Origin of the sequence: Porphyromonas sp. oral taxon 278 str. W7784 (genome assembly GCF_000467855.2) — a bacterium.
Classification (GTDB): Bacteria; Bacteroidota; Bacteroidia; order Bacteroidales; family Porphyromonadaceae; genus Porphyromonas.
Map to the genome: position 1 here is coordinate 48,722 of NZ_KI259258.1, position 19,995 is coordinate 68,716.

15 protein-coding genes are annotated in these 19,995 nt (G+C 57.9%); 2 read left to right on the forward strand and 13 right to left on the reverse strand.

The window, feature by feature from the left end:
• The first annotated feature begins 420 nt into the window (after positions 1 to 420).
• Both gap and HMPREF1556_RS06725 read left to right on the forward strand, forming a co-directional pair.
• A complete protein-coding gene (gene gap, locus HMPREF1556_RS06720; RefSeq protein WP_021667644.1) occupies positions 421 to 1,425 on the forward strand; it encodes a type I glyceraldehyde-3-phosphate dehydrogenase in 1,005 nt (334 codons plus the stop codon).
• 135 nt (positions 1,426 to 1,560) lie between these two features.
• On the forward strand, positions 1,561 to 3,039 hold the full coding sequence (locus HMPREF1556_RS06725; protein ID WP_021667645.1) for a PepSY domain-containing protein: 1,479 nt from the start codon (positions 1,561 to 1,563) through the stop codon (positions 3,037 to 3,039).
• A 102-nt stretch (positions 3,040 to 3,141) separates the two neighbouring features.
• On the opposite strand, the gene HMPREF1556_RS06730 is transcribed toward HMPREF1556_RS06725, so the two are convergent.
• The 13 genes from HMPREF1556_RS06730 to HMPREF1556_RS06790 form a co-directional block, all read right to left on the reverse strand.
• Complete coding sequence (locus HMPREF1556_RS06730; protein WP_021667646.1) at positions 3,142 to 4,137, reverse strand: ABC transporter ATP-binding protein; 996 nt, start codon at positions 4,135 to 4,137, stop codon at positions 3,142 to 3,144.
• 1 nt (position 4,138) lies between these two features.
• Positions 4,139 to 5,170, reverse strand: a complete 1,032-nt coding sequence (locus HMPREF1556_RS06735; protein WP_021667647.1) for an iron ABC transporter permease — start codon at positions 5,168 to 5,170, stop codon at positions 4,139 to 4,141.
• Positions 5,171 to 5,649: 479 nt separating this feature from the next.
• Positions 5,650 to 6,765 carry a hypothetical protein gene (locus HMPREF1556_RS06740; RefSeq protein ID WP_021667648.1) on the reverse strand — a complete coding sequence of 372 codons (1,116 nt, stop codon included), beginning with the start codon at positions 6,763 to 6,765 and terminating at the stop codon, positions 5,650 to 5,652.
• Positions 6,766 to 6,784: 19 nt separating this feature from the next.
• The gene (locus HMPREF1556_RS06745; RefSeq protein WP_021667649.1) at positions 6,785 to 7,573 is read right to left on the reverse strand and encodes a hypothetical protein; all 789 of its coding nucleotides are present in this window, start codon (positions 7,571 to 7,573) and stop codon (positions 6,785 to 6,787) included.
• A gap of 47 nt (positions 7,574 to 7,620) precedes the next feature.
• On the reverse strand, positions 7,621 to 9,915 hold the full coding sequence (locus HMPREF1556_RS06750) for a TonB-dependent receptor plug domain-containing protein (protein WP_198141861.1): 2,295 nt from the start codon (positions 9,913 to 9,915) through the stop codon (positions 7,621 to 7,623).
• A 249-nt stretch (positions 9,916 to 10,164) separates the two neighbouring features.
• The gene (locus tag HMPREF1556_RS06755; RefSeq protein WP_052332630.1) at positions 10,165 to 10,503 is read right to left on the reverse strand and encodes a hypothetical protein; all 339 of its coding nucleotides are present in this window, start codon (positions 10,501 to 10,503) and stop codon (positions 10,165 to 10,167) included.
• Between the two features lie 355 nt (positions 10,504 to 10,858).
• The gene (locus tag HMPREF1556_RS06760; RefSeq protein ID WP_021667653.1) at positions 10,859 to 11,359 is read right to left on the reverse strand and encodes a hypothetical protein; all 501 of its coding nucleotides are present in this window, start codon (positions 11,357 to 11,359) and stop codon (positions 10,859 to 10,861) included.
• Between the two features lie 252 nt (positions 11,360 to 11,611).
• The gene (locus HMPREF1556_RS06765; RefSeq protein ID WP_021667654.1) at positions 11,612 to 14,110 is read right to left on the reverse strand and encodes a bifunctional UDP-N-acetylmuramoyl-tripeptide:D-alanyl-D-alanine ligase/alanine racemase; all 2,499 of its coding nucleotides are present in this window, start codon (positions 14,108 to 14,110) and stop codon (positions 11,612 to 11,614) included.
• Positions 14,098 to 15,093, reverse strand: coding sequence for a GSCFA domain-containing protein (locus HMPREF1556_RS06770; RefSeq protein ID WP_044125375.1), 996 nt, complete (start codon positions 15,091 to 15,093; stop codon positions 14,098 to 14,100). The genes HMPREF1556_RS06765 and HMPREF1556_RS06770 overlap by 13 nt, the downstream gene beginning before the upstream one ends.
• Positions 15,094 to 15,102: 9 nt before the next feature.
• Positions 15,103 to 15,513, reverse strand: a complete 411-nt coding sequence (locus HMPREF1556_RS06775; RefSeq protein WP_021667656.1) for a YraN family protein — start codon at positions 15,511 to 15,513, stop codon at positions 15,103 to 15,105.
• On the reverse strand, positions 15,471 to 16,469 hold the full coding sequence (locus HMPREF1556_RS06780) for a GNAT family N-acetyltransferase (RefSeq protein ID WP_021667657.1): 999 nt from the start codon (positions 16,467 to 16,469) through the stop codon (positions 15,471 to 15,473). The genes HMPREF1556_RS06775 and HMPREF1556_RS06780 overlap by 43 nt, the downstream gene beginning before the upstream one ends.
• 1 nt (position 16,470) lies before the next feature.
• Positions 16,471 to 17,337: a 1-acyl-sn-glycerol-3-phosphate acyltransferase gene (locus tag HMPREF1556_RS06785; RefSeq protein WP_021667658.1), complete on the reverse strand. Its 867-nt coding sequence runs from the start codon at positions 17,335 to 17,337 to the stop codon at positions 16,471 to 16,473.
• Positions 17,338 to 19,968, reverse strand: a complete 2,631-nt coding sequence (locus HMPREF1556_RS06790) for a valine--tRNA ligase (RefSeq protein WP_021667659.1) — start codon at positions 19,966 to 19,968, stop codon at positions 17,338 to 17,340.
• Positions 19,969 to 19,995: the final 27 nt, after the last annotated feature.

Sequence of the window (19,995 nt, forward strand, 5' to 3'; positions counted from 1 at the left end):
AAAACCTACTGTAGGTCGCATCGACGACCTACTGTGGGTCGGTAAGGCGACCTACAGTAGGTTTTTTTCGGCCTCGTCGGTGGATGCCCCTCGTGACCCTTCGCAAAGCCTGATCATAAGCGACTTTGCGAGGGGTCGGAAGTTCGCCGATCGAGAGGCGAAAAAAGAGCGGTTTTTTGGTGAATTTTCCTCGGGCTCAGAAGCCCTCCTTGGAGCCCTCCCTCGAGGTCCATCAGGAGGGTAGGTAGCGGAGGTAAAATAGGGTGGAAAGACGGGCTTCTGAAAGAATTTACAAAAGTGCGTCGCTCGTGTGGATAAATTTCTGTAATTTTGTAGCGTTGAGGACAATCCTCCATCCAAGGGAACTCCTCGGCACCCACCAGATAAAGGAAAATCAGTTTAACGAAACGAAATAATAAGATGATTAAAGTAGGTATCAACGGCTTCGGACGTATCGGCCGTTTTGTCTTCCGTGCTGCCCAGAAGCGTAGCGATATCGAGATCGTAGGTATCAATGACCTCCTCGATGCAGAGTACATGGCTTACATGCTCAAGTACGACACGATGCACGGCCGCTTCGACGGTACGGTAGAAGTCAAGGACGGTAACCTCGTCGTCAACGGTAAGACTATCCGTGTCACGGCTGAGCGTAACCCAGCAGACCTCAAGTGGAGCGAAATCGGCGCTGAATACGTCGTCGAATCTACCGGTCTCTTCCTCTCTAAGGACAAGGCTCAGGGTCACATCGACGCTGGTGCTAAGTACGTCGTGATGTCTGCTCCTTCTAAGGACGACACCCCTATGTTCGTATGCGGTGTCAACACCGACAAGTACGTCAAGGGTACGCAGTTCGTATCCAACGCTTCTTGCACCACCAACTGCCTTGCTCCTCTTGCTAAGGTGCTTCACGACAACTTCGGTATCACCGACGGTCTCATGACCACCGTACACGCTACCACCGCTACCCAGAAGACCGTCGACGGTCCTTCTGTCAAGGACTGGCGTGGTGGCCGTGCTGCTGCTGGCAACATCATCCCTTCTTCTACGGGTGCTGCTAAGGCTGTAGGTAAGGTCATCCCCGAACTCAATGGCAAGCTCACCGGTATGAGCTTCCGTGTCCCTACCCTCGATGTCTCTGTCGTTGACCTCACCGTCAACCTCGCTAAGCCCGCTAGCTACGCTGAGATCTGCGAAGCTATCAAGAAGGCTTCCGAAGGTGAACTCAAGGGTATCCTCGGCTACACCGACGAAGATGTCGTATCTAGCGACTTCCTCGGCGACACCCGCACGTCTATCTTCGACGCTAAGGCTGGTATCGCTCTGACCGACAAGTTCGTCAAGCTCGTCAGCTGGTACGACAACGAAATCGGCTACTCCAACAAGGTCCTCGACCTCGTAGCTCACATGGCTAAGGTCAACGGCTAAGCCTGCCTCGACCTTCAGATCACTAGAAGCCCCTGAATCCTTCTATGCCCTCCGTGGCTCCAGGATTCAGGGGCTTCTCCTATTACTATCCTAGGGGTAGTTCCCTCGATCCCTCCCCTCCTTCGACCTACAACTATGACGATCAAAAGCTTCATGACCAAGACGCATCGCTTCCTCGGAGCGGTGCTGAGTATCTTCTTCGTCGCTTGGTTCATCTCGGGCCTCGTCCTCATCTATCACAAGTATCCTAAGTACTCGCCTGACGAGGAACTCAAGCATAGCGCTCGCCTGCCCGAAGTGCTCCCTTCGACCGATAGCCTCCGCAGAGTCCTCTCCTCTCAGGCGCTAGATACCCTTCCCCTCGAAGGGCTAGAGCTCTCCGGAGGTACCTATGCCGATCCACGGGCTCGCCTCGTGCTTAGCCCCGAGGAGGGAGAGCGCCGTGAACTCGCATTCGACGGTGACAGCCTCCACGCTCTTGTGCTGGATCGCTCTTATCTAGAGAGCATAGCCGGACGCTGGGGTCAGCGTATCGAGCGCATCGATACCCTCGATGACCTCGATCAGTGGACCCCCTTCTCTCGCCTTCGGGATGATCTACCCTTCTACCGCCTACACCTCAGTGGAGGCACAGGGCACGAAGTCTATGTATCTAGCGTGACAGGAGAGGTACTTCAGGAGTCGACCCGCAGTGAGCGTCTCTGGGCATGGGTAGGTGCTATCCCTCACTGGATCTACTTCACTTATATCCGTTCGCAGTCAGAGCTCTGGCGCTGGGTCATCATTGTCATCGGGGCGTTTGGTACGTTCATGGCTTTGACAGGCTTCTACCTTGGGATCGTCCACTACCGTACTCGTGCCAAGAAGAAGGCGAAGAAGCTCTTCTCCCCCTTCCCTCGCAAGCGCTATCAGTGGCACCATTTCTTCGGTACAGTCGGTGGGGTGCTCATCATCGCTTGGGTGCTGACGGGCTTGCTCTCGGTGGTGCACTATCCTCGTACGGAGACCAACGACTATCCCGTCGATCGCCTAGAGGGAAAGCCCCTTGCGCTCAGCCAGTATAAGACCGACCTCACTACCCTACGTCTCGGCGAACCCGAGCTACGCTCCCTCTCCTTCACTTCGCTGGGGGATATCCCCATCCTACGAGCCGAAGGTGGGAAGGACGCCCATTACTACGATGCCCGTAGTGCCGAGCCTAAGCTCCTGAGCCTCGATAGTACGGAGATCATCGGTGAGCTACGTTCGGTCTTCGGTCCACAGCACCACTACGTGACGGACTACCTGACCAAGTACGACACCTACTATATCCATCGAGCTGGGAAGCGCCCTCTTCCCGTCTGGCGAGTAGCTATAGATACGAAGGATCATCATACGTACTACGTCGATCCGAAGACGGGTACCTTCCGCATGTACGCCGACAATGAGCGGATTGATGCTTGGATGTTCATGAAGTTCCACCGCCTACAGTTCACCTTCCTCGTCAATACCCCTGGAGCCTGGACGGTGGTGATGTGGGTCTGCATGCTGATCGGCCTCGTCACTTCGCTGACGGGTCTGATGCTGACCTTCGACTATGTACGGCGCCTCGTGAAGAAGCGTAAGAAGCATTAGCCCTCCCTTCTCCCCCTAGAAACGCCTACTCCCCCACGACTCAGCGCTGAGTCGTGGGGGAGTAGTTATTTAATGATGTCTTTGGTGGGAAAGGGCGCTTTTCTAAGGCAGAGCTTGAAGGAGGGCTGTGATCGAAGGGTAGACCGACCTTGATCCCGAAGGGAGGAGAAGCACCCAGCCTTCGTCCGAGAGCTCCACCTCGGGGTAAGCTCCCGTGCTGGGGCAGACTTCGTAGCCGAGGCGTTGTAGGGCACGGCTCGTCCAGATGTAGCGAAGGCCTTCGCCCCGAAGGCAGATCTTCTTCTCTCCGCTCTGTCGTATGGAGAATTCCCCACGCTCTCGGTCGTAGCTGAGGGTCGGTGCACCGAAGACACGCTCGATATGTCCGTCGAGGATCAAGTCTTCTGGGGCAGAGGCAGTGACCTTCCCTTCCCGATCCATGAGCCAGATGGTGTCTGCCCACCCCAGAGCAAGGTCAAGCTCATGTGTGGAGATCAGTATGCTTTTCCCCAGACTACGGGCAAGCGTGCGGAGCATCGTCGTGACTTCGAGCCGAGAGGGCAGGTCAAGGTGCGCCGTCGGCTCATCAAGGAGGATGAGCGGAGTCTCTTGGGCTAGGGCACGGGCGATCATCACCCGTTGCTTCTCCCCATCACTGAGGGTCGAATAGAGGCGCTCCTGCATGCCGTCGAGGTGACAGGCTCTGAGTGCCTCATGGATGACTGCCTTGTCTTCGGGGCGGAGGCTACCACGGAAGCCCGTATACGGGTAGCGCCCGACGGCGACTATGTCTGAGATGGACATGTTGCCCGCAGGGATGCGCTCCGTGAGTACGAGGCTGAGTAGTCGTGCCAGCTCCTTCATCTTGAGGCTTGACAGAGGCTTACCCGAGATGATGACTTCGCCCGACAGCGGAGGGAGAAGCCCTGCCATGGTGTGCATGAGTGTCGACTTACCGCTCCCATTGGGTCCCATGAGCATAACCACTTCGCCAGGGGCGATAGCTAGCTCAAGGTGCTGAGAGATGACCTTCTCCTCACGGCGGGAGCGGTAGCCCGTGGAGAGATCGTGTAGCTGGATCGTAGAGGGAAGGTTCATCTTAGCGGAAGATCTGGTTCTTGTGGCTTGCCCCGAGGACTACGAGGATGACGACGGGTGCACCTAGTAGCGACGTGATGGCATTGATCGGTAGGACGAACTGATGCCCTGGGGCTTGGGTAAGGATATCGCATACGAGCAAGAGGAGCGAACCTGAGAGCATCGTCGCAGGGATGAGTATGCGATGATCGGCCGTGCGGAAGAGCAGGCGGACGAAGTGCGGTACGGCCATCCCGAGGAAGGCAATAGGGCCCGTGAAGGCGGTGATGCACCCTGTGATGAGGCTGGTGATGAGGATGAGCGAGCGACGCACGAGGCGAATGTTCGTTCCCACGGAGCGGGCATAGTTCTCCCCGAGGTTCAGCGCATTCATCTGCTTCGGCATGAGGAGGGAGAGGAAGAGCCCCACGCCGACGATGGGGAGCATGAGCGAGAGCTGTCGCCAGGTCGTCGTAGAGACACTGCCGAAGGACCAGAGGAGGTAGGTCTTGAGGGTCTCCTCCGAACTGAAGTACTGAAGTATGGAGATGACGCTACTGGCGAGGAAGCCGACCATCACCCCGACGATCAGCACAGAGATGATGTCCTGCAGGCGACTGGCTACGGCGGAGATCAGCAAGAGGACGGCCATCGCCCCGATACAAGCCGAGAGGATGATCCCCCAGCTATTGACCATTCCCGTAGAGGCGAGGCCCGGGATGAGCGTGTAGGCCATGGTGTAGATCGCCACGCCGACGCCCGCCCCGCTATTGATCCCGAGGATCGAGGTATCCGCAAGGGGATTGCGGAAGAGTGTCTGCATCTGAAGGCCAGCGATAGCGATGCCTGCCCCCGCCACGAGCGAGGTCAAGGCCTTGGGCAGGCGGAAGTGAAGGATGACGTAGCTACTCGTATGTTCGCCACCACCCCCAAGGAGGGTATCGATGACCTCACGGGCGGGGATGGAGACACTTCCCCACATGATGTCGAGGATGAAGGTCAGGATGATCCCCAGCGAGAGGAGGATGAGGAGCAAGGCAGGTCGTTTGTTCATAGGGCTCACGGAGCACGTTTTCTTGTCTGCAAAGGTACGGGAAGAATGCTTATCGAAGCAAGCAAGTTCCTTCCGTCCACCCCGCAGTAAGGTGCTCCTTCGAGCCAGCGTATACCCTTCCTGCCCGCAACGTATAGGTCTTGCGAGCAAAACGTATACGTTTCGAGCGTGAAACGTATACGTCTTGGGCACGAAACGTATACGTTTCAGACCTGGTAGGTTAGGGCAAGTATTTTTGCCCCCTTTCCCTAGGGTAGAATGTCCCCTCTTTTATATCCCTTTTTGCGACCCACGGTAGGTCGCCGAAAAAACCTACTAGGTCGCCTGAGACGACCTACCGTGGGTCGTCAAGACGACCTACCGTAGATCCCTTTTTCACCCCCTCGAGGCAGTAGACGAAGAGGCGCAAGAAGAAGGCTGTGCTCCTCGCCGAAGCGGGAAGCACAGCCTTGTCTTAGATTAGCCTTGGAAGGGGCAGGCTAGAAGTAGCCTTCGTTGCTCTGCTCGTTGCCTCCCGAGGTATAGTAGCGATGGAAGTCCATGGCCAGACGCTCCCAGTCGGTCGTGCCGAGGAGCTTCATCATGCGCTGGGCGAAGGTGCGCATCTCTTCGTCGGTGAAGAAGCCATTAGGCGAAGTGAGCTTGTCGAGGGGGATGGCTTGGTATTTGACCTTCTCCTTATCCTCGTCCTTGGCCTCACGGACACGACGGCTGTAGTCGTTCTGGATCCCTTCGATGACTTCGTCCATGAAGCGCTTCTGAGCCCCGATGTTCACAGGGAGGGTGAGGTGAAGGAGGCGCTTGCCGGACTTCACCGTAGCGTTGGGAGCGAAGAAGGGCGAAGGCTTCCCGCCCTCGAGCTTGCCCTTAGGGCTGTGCCAGAGCTCGATGTTCAGGAGGAAGCGACCTGTCTCGGGGAACTGATAGTACCCCTTGATGCCGATGGGCTCCGTGTCGGGGAGGAAGGTGTAGAGCTTCTTCCCATCCTTGTCTTCAGGGCTCTTGGAGGCTGACTTGTTCCATACATTGGTGTCGCAGTAGACATAGCGCAGGAGGCTCGTGGGGTCAGCTGCATTGACTGCGATGGGCTTGCCGTCGAAGTCCTTGGCCTCCGTCGGGTAGGAGAAGAACTGATACTGTGAGCGGAGCGCCTCGGAGGTGTACTCGTCGTTGAGGAGCTTGCCCTTAGCGTCGTAGAGGCGGATGATAGCGCCGTAGTCAGGGGCGATGGACGAGTAGACCTTGGGATCCCATGCGAAGAGCTGGAAGGCGATGAAGTCTGCATATGGAGCGCCCTCAGCGAGGGTCCATGTCTCACCCTTCTTGACGAAGGTGAACTCCTGTGTGTCGTAGATGTTGCGGAAGTCATACTTCCCCGAAGAGGGGACGAAGTGGAAGTCCTTGCGTCCGTGTAGGTGGCCCATGCTTAGGGTGAGCGTGACACGAGCGATCTCACCAGCGGGGGAGACCGTGCCTCCGCCAGGGTTGGGAGTGGGGCGAGGTGTGGGTTCGTCGTCGCTCGTGCAGGCCGAGAGACCGAGCGCTAAGGTAGCGAGGAGACCGAAGGAGAGGGTCTTGATGAAGGATAGTTTCATAATGGGTGAAATCGGGGGATTAGTTAGTAGCTACGTCGAAGTGAATGGTCATGTTGATATCAGCATCTGCACCAGGCAGGACGGTGGAGAAGAAGGGGCGGACAGCCTTCGAACCCGTAGAGGTGAACTTTGTATTGAAGAAGTGCCCCAGCGTGATGAGCATCGTCACTTCCTTCGTCTCAGCACGGGTCACGGGCTTGACGAACTGCAGGAAGCCCGATAGCCCGACAGGGTTAGCGTCCAGATACTCCGACCCATCACTTTGCTTGCGAGGGATGCGGTCGCAGTAGGCATAGTCATAGCTCAGCGCTTCCTTGAACCGGGCAAAGAGGGGAGTATTTCTCCCGTCGTCCGAATAGCCGATGATCTGCTTGAAGAAGTGCTGATGACGGTTGATCTGCTCATCGGAGACAAGCTGGGCATCCATAGCTTCGCCCGTAGCGGTCTTGTAGTTGATCGTGAGGAGGTAGACTCGGTTAGGTACCTTGGTCGTGCTCTCGACCGAGAAGCGACGTACGTAGCCAGGGCCCTCGGTGTACTTGATCTGACCACTGCTCTGGTCAAGCTCGATGGTCTGATGCACGCGGTCAAGCTCGACATCATCGGGGCTCATCAGGGCAGTGAAGGTCTTGCCTGCCTTGAGCGTACCCTGGGTGAGGGTGAGCTGGGCGATGGTGGGCTGGTCATGCCCCTTGTTCTTTCGTTCGTCAGTAGGTGGCTTTGGGGTGGTCTTACCGCAGCTGGCGAGGATAGCCATGAGGCTGAAGGCGAGTGCTCCGAAGCGGAGACCTAGAGGGAATCGGTTCATTGTCTTATGAGGGAATTAAGGGTGGAAGTCTTCTTAGGAGAAGGGAGTTAGAAGTGCCAGCGGAGCGCTAGTCGAATGTCTCGACCTGCGTCGTGGGCATAGTAGCGAGCACGGTTAGTGTACTCCTTGTACTCGGTATTGAAGAGGTTGTCTACACTGAGCGTAAGGCGTAGGGACTGACGGCCACGAAGGGGCTTGGTGAGGCTTGCCTCGAGCCCGAAGAGATGGTAGGGAGCGGGGCTATCCGTGAGGTCGGTGCTCCTGTCGAAGCGGTGCTGTCGGTCGACGAAAAGATGGCTCACAGAGAGTTCACTCTCCCAGTACTTCGGGAGGTCCAGGCGCAGTCCTACTTCCTCCGTCAGACGCAGGGCAGGGATGTAAGGGAAGTAGCGACCTGTCTTCCGCTCTTCGGCCCAGACCATAGAGCCCTTGAGGCGGGCATAGAGGTGCTGGGGCAGTACATAGTAGCGGGTATCTAGGTCGAAGCCTCGGAAGAAAGCATCCCGCTGTCGGTAGCGGAAGATGGGGTATTCCCCAGCGAGTGTCTGGGCATATTCATTCGAGGGCTCTTCGTAGATATAGCCGTCCATCCACTGCAGATATCCGTCGAGGGTCATATCCCAGCGGTCGGTGTGGTGCGAGAGTGAAGTGACCCACTTATAGCCACGCTCCGAGCGGAGGGTGCGGTCGCCGTAGACGAAGATCGCCGAACCATGCTGGCTACCGAGACTGTAGAGCTCCTGCACGTGTGGGGCACGGAAAGCAAGCCCGACATTGCTCGTCACCTTACCTCCTCGCCAGAGATGCAGGTGTCCGCCGAGGGTGTAGGTGAGGTTGGTGAATGCATGGTCTCCCGAGAAGTACTCCCCTGCGATGTCGTAGCCCGCTACGCTCATCGTCATCCGATCCAGACGAAGCCCCGCCTCCAGACCGAAGCGTTCAGCTTGGTAGCGCTGTAGGGCATAGCCTCCCCAAGAGAGCTGGGTGTAATTGGGGATCGGTGGGGTGAAGCCCGTACCTGCGTTGCTGTAGTTGTCGAGGTATTCGCCGTGTAGACCGACCTCGCTATCCCAGTGGTGGTAGTGCTTGCGCCACGAGGCGTCCAGCTGGAGAGAGCTCAGCGAGAGGGAGAGGGTAGGCACGGCGGAGTAGGCACTATTCCTACGGATGGCGTACTCCTCTCGGCGGTCTTGCTGTAGGGAGCCCTGTAGGGAGAAGAGACCGAGACGCTCATCGTGCCACGTCCCTTTGAGTCGGGTGAGGTAGTGGACGACGCTATGGTAGGGACTGCCTATCTCTCGGGAGAAAGGACGGAAGAGGTCTGGCTTGCCTCGCTCTAGAAGTTCGGCCATCCCCTCACGGCTACGTAGGTGACCTGAGGGGAGAAGCCCAGTCTTATTCTGATAGCGACTGAAGAGTCCTTCGAGGGTCAGACGATCCTTCCTCCAGCCAAGGGTGAGCGCATTGTTCAGCTCACGAACGCCCGTATTCATCAGGAGGTAATGGGCGGAGGATCTATCCCCAGCATTGGTGTAGGAGGTCTGCAGGCGGTAGGCTAGGGGGGAGTAGCCAGGGAGCGTGCCTTCGAGTCGGACGGAGGAGCTCAGACGATGCCCATTGGAGGCATAAGCGCCAGCTACAGCACCACGGAGACCCTCTTCGCCGTAGGGCAGAGGGAGCTGGTCCATGACGATAGCCCCAGCGATGGCCTCAGCACCATAGCGTACGGCTTCTGCGCCCTTGATGACCTGGATACTACCATTGCTCTCGGCGTCGACCTCAGGAGCATGATCGTCGCCCCACTGCTGACCTGAGAGGCGCACCCCATTATTGACCAGCAGGACACGTGTGCCGTACATGCCGTGGATGACGGGCTTGGCCGTGGTCGTCCCCGTCTGTAGGCTCGTCACGCCACTGATGTCGGTCAGGAGCGAAGCGAGGCTTCGTCCGAGGTTGCGCTCCAGCTGTATGGAGGAGACTTTGGTAGAGACGCTATTGACGAGACGGGTACTACGAGAGCCGACGACGGTGACCGAGGAGAGGCTTCGCTCCTCGGGGTGCAGGTAGAGGGTATAGAGCTCTGTGGTAGCTCGTAGTTGCTTGAGGGGGATGAAGCCTTCGTGATAGCCGAGGAGGTGGACGTGGAGCCCATCAGTCTCTTCGGCGTCGAGGGTGAGGATGAGCTGTCCCTTGGCGTCGGTCTGCATGGTCTTCTTCCCGATGTGGGCAACGGCTGCGACCAGTGGGTCGCCCGTATGCTCATCGAGGACCTGGATGCGGACGCTATGACTCTGGGCCATAAGGTCAGCGCTCCCAAGGATGAGGAGGCAGAGTAGGCTCATGAGGAAGCCCGCCCTTCTCCACCTGTGGAGGTGTAGATAGCACATAGTGAAAAGGAAAAAGGAAGGGAAGGTATAGCTACAGCACTCAGATAGCGCACGAAGCCTATAGATCCAGCGCCCGTCACGGGTGGTGGGTACTAAGGGGGCTGATCGCTGAGCTATCGGAGGCGGGGTAGGGCACGGGCAAGCGCATACGTGGCGACGTATGACGGCCCAGCAAGCCCTACGACAGATGTGTCTGGGGGAAGATCAACAGGATGCAGGGGGAGCTCGTAGCTGTAGGATGAGCGACCTCGTGCGGTGCTCACTACGCTGCGTCCGTACCTGTAGTACGCATACGCCGAGGGTGAGGGCCGAGAGCATCGTGCCGAGACCGAGAGCTAGGAAGGGCGTATGGATGAAGTGACAGATGGAGCAGTCGGCCTGGGTCAACTGGGTCGTATATCCCTCGGCTTCGGTGCACACGCCCCCTGACACCACTTCAGCTCGGTGGCTGAGGTCGTGGAGGCTGACCATCGAGAGGAGGCTCAAGAAGAGCCCGAGGAAGATGGTCGCAAGACGCCGATGCTTACGCTCTGACTGAATCACTTCGTACAGGGATTTATTCAGCGCAAATATAGCTATTCCTTGGCGTTCGATACCCCCGTCGTTTTTCGACCCTTTCCTTGAGTGCAAACCTAGGGTGTCGGAGTCTGCCCTCAGAGAGACCAAAAAGGACCCTACGGTAGGTCGTCGAAAAAACCTACTGTGGGTCGCTGAGACGACCTACAGTGGGTCGCTCTTGCGACCTACCGTAGATCCCAAAATGGGGGTGTCGAAGCCCCCTCCCTTTCCTCGCTCCAGAGCTCCTCCCTCGACGAGGGGTAGCTATAAAAAAGGAGCTACCGCCCTACTACACGAAGTAGAGCGGTAGCCCCCGAATAGAGACCCAGATACACGCAGACTATTTCTTCGGCATCATCTTCTTGTAGACGACCTTCATCTTGTCGGAGATCTGCTGGGTGAGTTCGTCCTTAGCCTTGTCGTAGCTGACACGTGCGAACTCCATCATCTTCTCCTTCGTGAGCGCCTTGCCCTTGTCATCCTTCATCTCGGTGAAGGTGACCATGGTGCCCGAGATGGTGTACTTGCCCATGATGGTCTCTGCCTGAGCCATCCCCTTGTCCTGCTTGTCGGCGAGGGACTCGGTGGCGTCGGCGGGCTTAGCCTTAGGGATCACCTTGTAGGTGACCATGCCCGTCTTGGTGAAGGTGAAGCTCTTCTCCTGGATATCAGCTGTGGGCATGCTCACCGAGTAAGCACCCTCGAGTACCATAGCCTTAGGATCGGGCTTAGGAGTAGGCTTCTGACCAGGGTTGGGTTTGCGAGGAGTGTCTTGCTTGTTGCACGCGGGTGTACCGAGGACGAGGGCAGCCAGGGCTGCCAGTGCAATGATCTTCTTCATTGGAGTGATTTAGATTAGAGGTTTAACTTACCGATCCAAAAGTAGCGAGAATGCGAGTTCGCCCCAAGATCCTCTAGAGGCCCTCAGAGCAAGGCGAAGGTGGCGAGAGGTCGTATAAAATAAGGGAAGTCCCTACTTTTCGGAGGAACTTCCCAGGAGCTAAAATTGGAATCTGGAAAGGGGAAAATCGAACCTTCCACCGAGGTAAACGTACGATCCCGACGGATCTACCCCATCGAGCCCCCTCGTGGATTACTCCCGCCAATAGCGGCGCTGGATGCGCCCCGAGAGCCCTGTGAGGATCTCGTAGGGGATGGTGTCACAGGCCTCGGCAAGAGCGGTGAGCGGACGCTCTTCGCCCCCGAAGATCAGGACGGGATCACCCGAGCGGGCTTCGGGGACGTCGGTGATGTCGATCATGCAGGCATCCATGCAGACATTGCCGATCGTAGGGCAGAGATGGCCGTGCACCAGCACCGAGTAAGCTCCCCGACTAAGCCTACGGGAGAAGCCGTCTGCATAGCCGATCGGGATGACGGCGATGCGTGAGGGGCGGGTCGTCAGTCCCCGACAGCCGTAGCCGACAGCTTCGCCTGCAGGGAGCTCACGGGTCTGTAGGATGACGGTGGAGAGGCGGGCGATGGGCTCGATGCCGGGGTAGTTCGTCGGGCTGATACCATAGAGGCCGATCCCCAGGCGAGCCATGTCGAGGGCGTACTCGGGGAAACGCTCGATCCCAGCGGTGTTGAGCAGGTGGCGCTTGGGCTGGTAGCCTAGGGCTTCGCTGAGGAGCTCTGTAGCGGAGAGGAAGGCCTTGGCCTGCCCTTCGGTGAAGGCTCGTAGCTCGGGTTCGTCGGCGGAAGCTAGGTGCGAGAAGACCGAACTGACGCGGAGCTCAGGATGCTCCCTAAGGTACGAGCCTACGGCGCTGAGCTCTGAGGGAGCAAAGCCCAGACGGTGCATCCCACTATCGACCTTGATGTGGATGGGGAAGGCGGAGAGTCCTGCCCCGCGAGCCCTCTCTGCAAGCCCTTCGAGGAGCTCGAAGCTGTAGACCTCGGGCTCGAGGTGGTGCGAGAAGAGGGTCTCAGCCACCGACAGCTCGGGGTTCATGATCATGATGTGCGTGCGGATACCCCTGTCTCGTAGTTCACGCCCTTCATCAGCTACGGCGACCGCTAGATATTCGACCCGATGCTCCTGTAGGGTACGTGCCAGCTCGAAGGCACCTGTGCCGTAGCCGTCCGCCTTGATCATGCAGATCAGCGGGTGGTGGGCCGGTAGGAGTGAGCGATAGAGGTTGAGATTGTGCACGACGGCACTCAGGTCGATGTCGAGCACGGTCTGATGCTCTCGTGAGGAGAGTCTACGGTAGACTTCGTCGAGGGCGAAGCTACGTGCGCCCTTGATCAGGATACAGGAGTCGTGTAGGCCTCTGAGGAGGGAAGAGGCGAGGAGCTCCTCTGTGGAGGCGAAGAAATGGATGTGCATCCCTTCGAAGAGCGACTGAGAGGCCGAGAGATGAGGCCCTATGGCAAAGATCTCAGCGATCCCATAGCCTCGGAGGAGTTCGGCTACTTCGGCATAGAGGTCAGCATCCCTGCGTCCGCTCCCTTCGATATCGGAGAGGAGGAGGACGGGGCGTGAGGAAGTGGCGGAGGAGCGCCTACGGAGGAAGTCGAGCGCTATGGAGAGCGACTGGAGGTCACAGCTGTAGGCATCATCGATGAGGGTATTGCCTTGGAGACCGTCCTTCACCTCGAGACGCATCGAGATGCTGGTGAGGGAGCGCCAGGCGGAGGACTCTAGGAGTAGCTCGGGAGCAAGGGCGGAGACGACGGCGAGACAGCAGTAGACATCCTCTAGATAGGCTTGGTCGGCGAAAGGAACCGTCAGCTGGTAGCTCTTCCCCGCATAGGTGATGGAGAGTTCGCTTTGCTCAAGCCTCGTAGTACATTGGCCTATATATATCGTAGCCTTGGGATCCCTACGGCTCCAGGTGATATGCTTGCGCTCGGGGAAGCGCCTCTGCATCGCTTCCCGAACGAGCGCATCGTCGAGGCTGTAGAAGAGCGTCTCAGAGTGACGGAAGAGGAGGAGCTTCTCTTCGAGCTTCTCTTCTAGGCTAGAGAAGCCTTCCTGATGAGCACTGCCTAGCGAGGTGAAGACCCCGTACTTCGGTTGGATCACTGGCTCGAGGGCTGCCATCTCTCCCGTGCGGGAGATACCTGCTTCGAAGAGTCCTAGTTCGTCCTCCTCCGTGATGCTTAGCACCGAGAGAGGTACGCCGATCTGCGAATTGTAGCTACGGGGTGAGCGCACCGTCGTATAGCGGGTAGCGAGGAGCTGGTAGAGGAGTTCCTTGACGATCGTCTTACCGTTGCTCCCCGTGATCCCTAGGACTTCGAGACGGGAGAAGCGCTCCCGATGCGCCCGAGCTAGTTGCTGTAATGCAGTGATTGACGAGGGTACGACGTACCAGTTCGCCCCTGGGTATCGGGTGGACTCCTGCCCTGTCATTCGCTCGACGACAAAGCTCCTTACCCCAGCGCTGTACAGCGCCTCGATATACTGATGACCATCACCTGACTCGGTACGAATAGCGAAGAAGAGCGTCGCCTCGGGCTGGATGAGCGAACGGCTATCCGTGAGGATGTGGCTAATGGAAGTGCTGTGCCCCAGCAGGGGCTCGATGGAGAAGATATGAGCAAGAGCCTCCGGAGCGAAGGCGGGAGAGACTAGTCGATCCATGAAGGTAAATCGTACAGCTGTGCTAGGGGATATTGGGTGCGGAAGGCTTGGATGCGCTCACGGAGTGCCTCGAGACGCTGGGTATGCGCCTTCCCCTCTTCGTGTAGGGGACGATGGCAGAGCTCCCGTCGGAGGCGATGGGCCAGTGGGAGACCTCGCTCAGCCTCTTCATCGAGGAGCCATGAGGAGAGGCGCTCTTGGACGATGCGCTGGGTGAGTGTGCTCGGATGGACGAGGTCATCGGCGTAGTAGCGGTAGTCCCGTAGCTCGTCGAGTACCAGTTCGTAGGAGGGGAAGTAGAAGCAGTGCTGTGGGTAGAGGCGGGAGAGCTCCTCGGCGAAGAGGAGGAGTGTCGCCTTGCTCAGGGCATTGCCATGGGCTCCATCTCGGAGGTGGCGCACAGGGCTTACAGCCTGCACTATGATGAGATCGGGGAAGCGCTCACGTAGCTCTTCGACGAGTGGGCACCAGACGGAGAGAAGTTCGCCGAGGGAGGTTCGCTCCCGAGAGAAGGTGCGCTCGGGGAGCTTGTGACAGTTGCTCACCACCGAACCGATCCCTTCTCCATACTCCTCTGTGGCGAGGCGGTAGACATAGGCTGTGCCCCAGGTCAAGAGGAGGAAGCGTAGGTGGGGTAGGAGCTCAAGGGCAGAGCGTCTTGCCTCGTTCATCCTTAGGAGTGCTTCCTCAGGCGCTACAGCAGAGAAGCTCCCATGATGGAGGAACGAATGGTAGAGCCCCCCGTATTCGAAAAGATCTTCCCGCTCGAAGTCCTTCCCCTTCAGTAGCTGGTTTAGACCCTCAGCTATAGAGAGGGGATTGTACTGGATGCCGAAGGGATTGATCTCTAGGGACAGCCCTCCTTCCCTAAGATACGTGCCGATGTGCTCGCTAAAGCATGAGCCCATGCTGAGCCCACCCATCCCATAGCCGAGACGGGGAGGTGAGGGAGGAAGCTGAATAGGAGTGGATAGCTGGATCATGCGAAGATACTAGCGATGAGAGCGGCGAGACGTGGCTCTAGATCTTCTCGAGGAGCGGAGCTGTGGATAGAAGGCTGAGGTAATATGCTCGATCGTATAGCCCCCATCTTCCTTCAGGTCGAGTGCAAGGATGTCGTAGCGTACCTCTAGGTCGAGGGCATGCTGACGGACGTAGGCATTGGCTGCTCGGATCAGGTGCTCTTGCTTCTCTAGAGCCACGGAGTCCCGAGCGGAGATATGGCTCCCCACGCCTCGGGTCTTCACTTCGGCGATGATGAGTGTCTCGCCCCATTGGGCGATGATGTCTACCTCTTTGTGACCGAAGTGCCAGTTACGCTCGAGGATACGATAGCCCTTGCGCTCCAGATAGCGGCAGGCTAGTTCTTCACCAAGCGCACCTGTCTGGAGATGTTCGTCCATAGTAGCTCGGTCTGCGCTGCATCAGCATCGAAGGTTTCGATGTGACGGCTACGCTTGTCGGGGATGATATCGTCGATGGCGATGAGGATACCGGTCTCTTGGACGAGCCCAAACTCATAGTTGATCGCCGTACCGAATACCCGCATCTCGGGGGAGAGTGCCATGTAGGCGCTGACAAGGGGAGGGATGTTCAGGCCATGAGCTCGTATAGCTTGGTTCAGGGCCTTATAGTCGGTGTGGAAGTCTTCGTGGCAGAAGAGCTGAGCGACTTCCTCAGGGTCTACCTCTATGGGTAATGGCTCTGTCGGAGTGACTAGTCCCTCGGGGTCGGGGAAGTGCTTGTCGAGGAAGTAGAGGATGAGGTTGCGTGCATGCTCATCATAGTCCTTGTACATGGTCACCTTGCCATAGAAGTACCTCATCCGAGGGTTCAGCACGGTGAGCGCACCAAGACCATCCCAGAGGTTGTCTAGGGCGAAGAGGCTCTTCGCTCCCATACGTGTCGACTGGTAGGCCAGGGAGACGAAGGAGCGTCCGAGTTCGATGGTATAGGGGAGATACTTCTGGAGGAAGGTGGGACTGAAGTCGAACATCTCCGAGGTAGCCAGTCGGGGCTTACCCGTCTCCTGGTCTATCTGCACCTCGTCCCCGAAGATGAAGCGGTACCCACCGAGGATAGCACCCTCTACGGGATCCCAGACGATGAGCTGGCGGTAGCCTTCCTCGGCGAGGTCAAACTCATCGGTGTCGCACGCCTTGCCTGTCCCCCCGCCGTAGAAGCGGAAGGCTTCCTCACGGAGGCGCCCTACTTCCTGCATGGTCACAGGGGCGGCGGAGGCATGGAAGACATAGATCTCGTTGCCCCCTTTGTTTGTCTTGCGCAGGAGCTTATCTGGGGTGAGTTCGGCTCGGATCTGTTCCTTGTCCTGCGGGGGGATGAGCGTAGAGGTGTACATGCTAGCCGTGGTGCTTGTCGTAGTCTTCTCGTAGCTGGTAGCTGATGGCACGTATGCGCTGCGCCTCGTCGTCGGGAGTGCGCCCATCGGAGAGGAGGCTCTGCCAAGGGATGGGCTCACCGACGATGACTCGGTAGCGGCTACCACGGGCACGGAAGAGCTCATCGGGTAGTAGTGCTTGCCCGGGATCGAACTTCATTCTCAGGAAGTTCTTCAGGTGCCATACCCAGTAGAAGTGCCTGCTATTGCGTCCGACGAAGTGGAGGGGTACGATGTCTCGCTCTGAGGAGATGGCTTGGGAGACGAAGGTCTTGCGCCAAGGTCGGTCCTGGAGCTTCCCGTCGAAGATACGGGAGCAAGAGCCCGCAGGGAAGCTACCGATAGGGACGTCGGTCTGCAGTGCCTGCTGGAGCATCTCTATCTGGTGGCGTGCCTGAGTGCCCTGTCGGTTGTTGACGGGGAGGAAGACAGGCTGGAGGGGCTTGAGGTAGTAGAGCAGGTCGGAGACGATATAGCGTACATCACCGTAGCGCTCTGCTAGCATGTGGGCAAGACTAATGCCATCAAGTCCACCGAGTGGGTGGTTCGACACGAAGAGGCATCGCCCAGATTCAGGGAGACGCTCGGGGTGAACCCAGTCGATGTCTAGCTGGAACTCCCCTACCAGAGCACGGAGGAAGTCCTTGCCCTCTAGGTGTCCATACCGGTAGAGCACATCATTGATATCCCGCTGATGGATGATGCGCTCCAGCAGGGCGATGACAGGGCGGGGAAGATTCTTCCCTGCCTTCTCTCGGAGCACCCGCCCGATATTGATGGCGAGCGGGTGATCCTGAGAGGTGTACTTGCTTTTGTCGAAGGCCTCCATCTACTTAGCTTGGGCCTCCAGCTGGCGGATGCTCTGCTCTAGTGTGGCGATGCGACTCTCGGCGTCGGACTGCTTCTTACGCTCCAGGGCGATGACGGCCTCGGGAGCCTTGCTGACGAAGCTCTCGTTGCTGAGCTTCTTCGCTACACCAGCGAGGAACTTCTGCTGGTACTCGAGGTCGGCACGGAGCTTCTTCAGCTCTTCCTCGACATCGATATAGGCAGCCATAGGCACGGCGAATTCATCCGTCCCGATGACGAAGCTCACGGCACCCTCGCTACGGACACCGCTACGGTCGATCATGGAGAGACCAGCCATCTTCACCAGCACCTCATCTAGTTCGGTGGGGAAGCTGGGGGCAGCTTCGAGGACAAGAGCTTCACGGGGAGAGAGGTTCTTGCTCGTACGAAGGCTACGTACCGTAGTGATGATCTCCTGAGCGGAAGCGAAGCGCTGGAGGAAGGCTTCGTCTGCTGGAGCGGCAGGGCGCTGCTGGGCATTCATGATACTTTCGCCTTCGGAGCGCTCGGCGAGGTTCTGCCACAGCTCTTCGGTGATGAACGGCATGAAGGGGTGCAGGATACGTAGGATCTCATCGAAGAAGTCGAGTGCTTCCTGACAAGTCGTAGCATCGATAGGAGTGCCGTAGGCAGGCTTGATCAGCTCCAGGTAAGAGGACGAGAAGTCATCACGGATCAGCTTGTAGACGAGGGTCAGAGCCTCGCTGATACGATACTTGGCGAAGAGGTCATTCAGTTCGCCTGCAGCCTTGTTGAGTACCTGACGCATCCAGTAGGAAGCTAGGCGTGAGGCCTCGGGCTGCTCTCCTTGGGCTACGTCGGCAGTCCATCCCTTGACGAGACGGAAGGCATTCCAGATCTTGTTACAGAAGTTACGGCCCTGCTCACAGAGGGATTCGTCGAAGAGGATATCGTTCCCCGCAGGAGCGCTCATGATGAGTCCCATGCGGACACCATCAGCCCCGTACTTGTCGATCAGGTCAAGAGGGTCTGGGGAGTTACCGAGGGTCTTGGACATCTTGCGCCCTTGGTTGTCTCGGACGATACCGGTGAGGTAGACGTTTTCGAAGGGCTTCTTCCCCTGGAACTCATAGCCGGCCATGATCATACGTGCTACCCAGAAGAAGAGGATATCTGGGCCGGTGACCAGATCAGAGGTGGGGTAGTAATAGTTGAGCTCCTCGTTGCCCTTGCTCAGCGCAGGAGCGAAGACCGTGATGGGCCACAGCCATGAAGAGAACCACGTATCTAGGCAGTCGCTCTCCTGACGAAGGTCGCTGGCCGTGAGGCTAGCGTCCTTCTCCTGTGCTAGGCGAAGTGCCTCTGCTTCGGTCGATGCTACTACGAAGGAGCCATCGGGGAGGTAGTACGCAGGGATGCGGTGACCCCACCAGAGCTGACGGCTGATACACCAGTCCTTGATGTTCTCCATCCAGTGGCGATAGGTGTTCTTGAACTTCGTAGGGTGCAGACGGATCTCATCGTTCATCACCGCATCGAGGGCAGGCTTAGCAAGGCCCTCCATCTTGAGGAACCACTGCATCGACAGCTTGGGCTCGATGGGTACGAAGGTACGCTCGGAGTGGCCGACCTTATTGGTGTAGGCCTCGACCTTCTCCATGAGGCCTGCGACCTCGAGGTCAGTTTCGATCTTCTTACGTACATCGAAGCGGTCCATGCCGGCGTAAGCGCCACCGTGCTCGTTGAGCGACCCGTCGTTGTTGAAGATATCGATGGTCTGGAGCTGGTGCTTCTCTCCGAGGACATAGTCATTGATGTCGTGTGCAGGGGTGACCTTCAGACAGCCGGTACCGAACTCGATATCTACATACTCGTCTTCGATCACGGGCACTGCTCGCCCGACGAGGGGCACGATGAGCTTCTTGCCACGGAGGAAGTGGTAGCGCTCGTCATTGGGGTTGATACAGACGGCGGTGTCCCCCATGATGGTCTCGGGGCGAGTCGTAGCGACGACTACATACTTGTCGGCTTCGCCCTCGACGAAGTAGCGCAGATAGTAGAGCTTACCCTGCTGCTCCTGATAGATGACCTCCTCGTCGCTGAGGGCGGTCTGCGCCTTAGGGTCCCAGTTGACGACACGGACACCTCGGTAGATAAGCCCCTTGCGGTAGAGGTCGACGAAGACATCGAGGACGCTCTGGCTACGCTCCTCGTCCATGGTGAAGGCGGTACGATCCCAGTCGCACGAAGCACCTAGGCGCTTGAGCTGCTCGAGGATGATACCTCCGTGCTCACGTGTCCAGTCCCAAGCGTGCTCTAGGAAGGCTTCTCGGGTGAGGTCGTGCTTCTGGATCCCTTGCGAAGCGAGTCGTCCGACGACCTTGGCTTCGGTAGCGATGGAGGCATGGTCGGTACCAGGCACCCAGCAGGCGTTGAAGCCCTGCTGACGGGCACGGCGTACGAGGATGTCCTGGATACTATTGTTGAGCATGTGCCCCATGTGCAGCACGCCCGTGACGTTGGGTGGTGGGATGACGATGGTATAAGCGGGACGGTGGTCCGGGGTGGAATGGAAGAGCTTGTGCTCCATCCAATACTGATACCATTTGTTCTCCACAGCCTCGGGGCTGTACTTGGTAGCTAACTCCATAATAGCTTGATTCGTGACGTATCTATG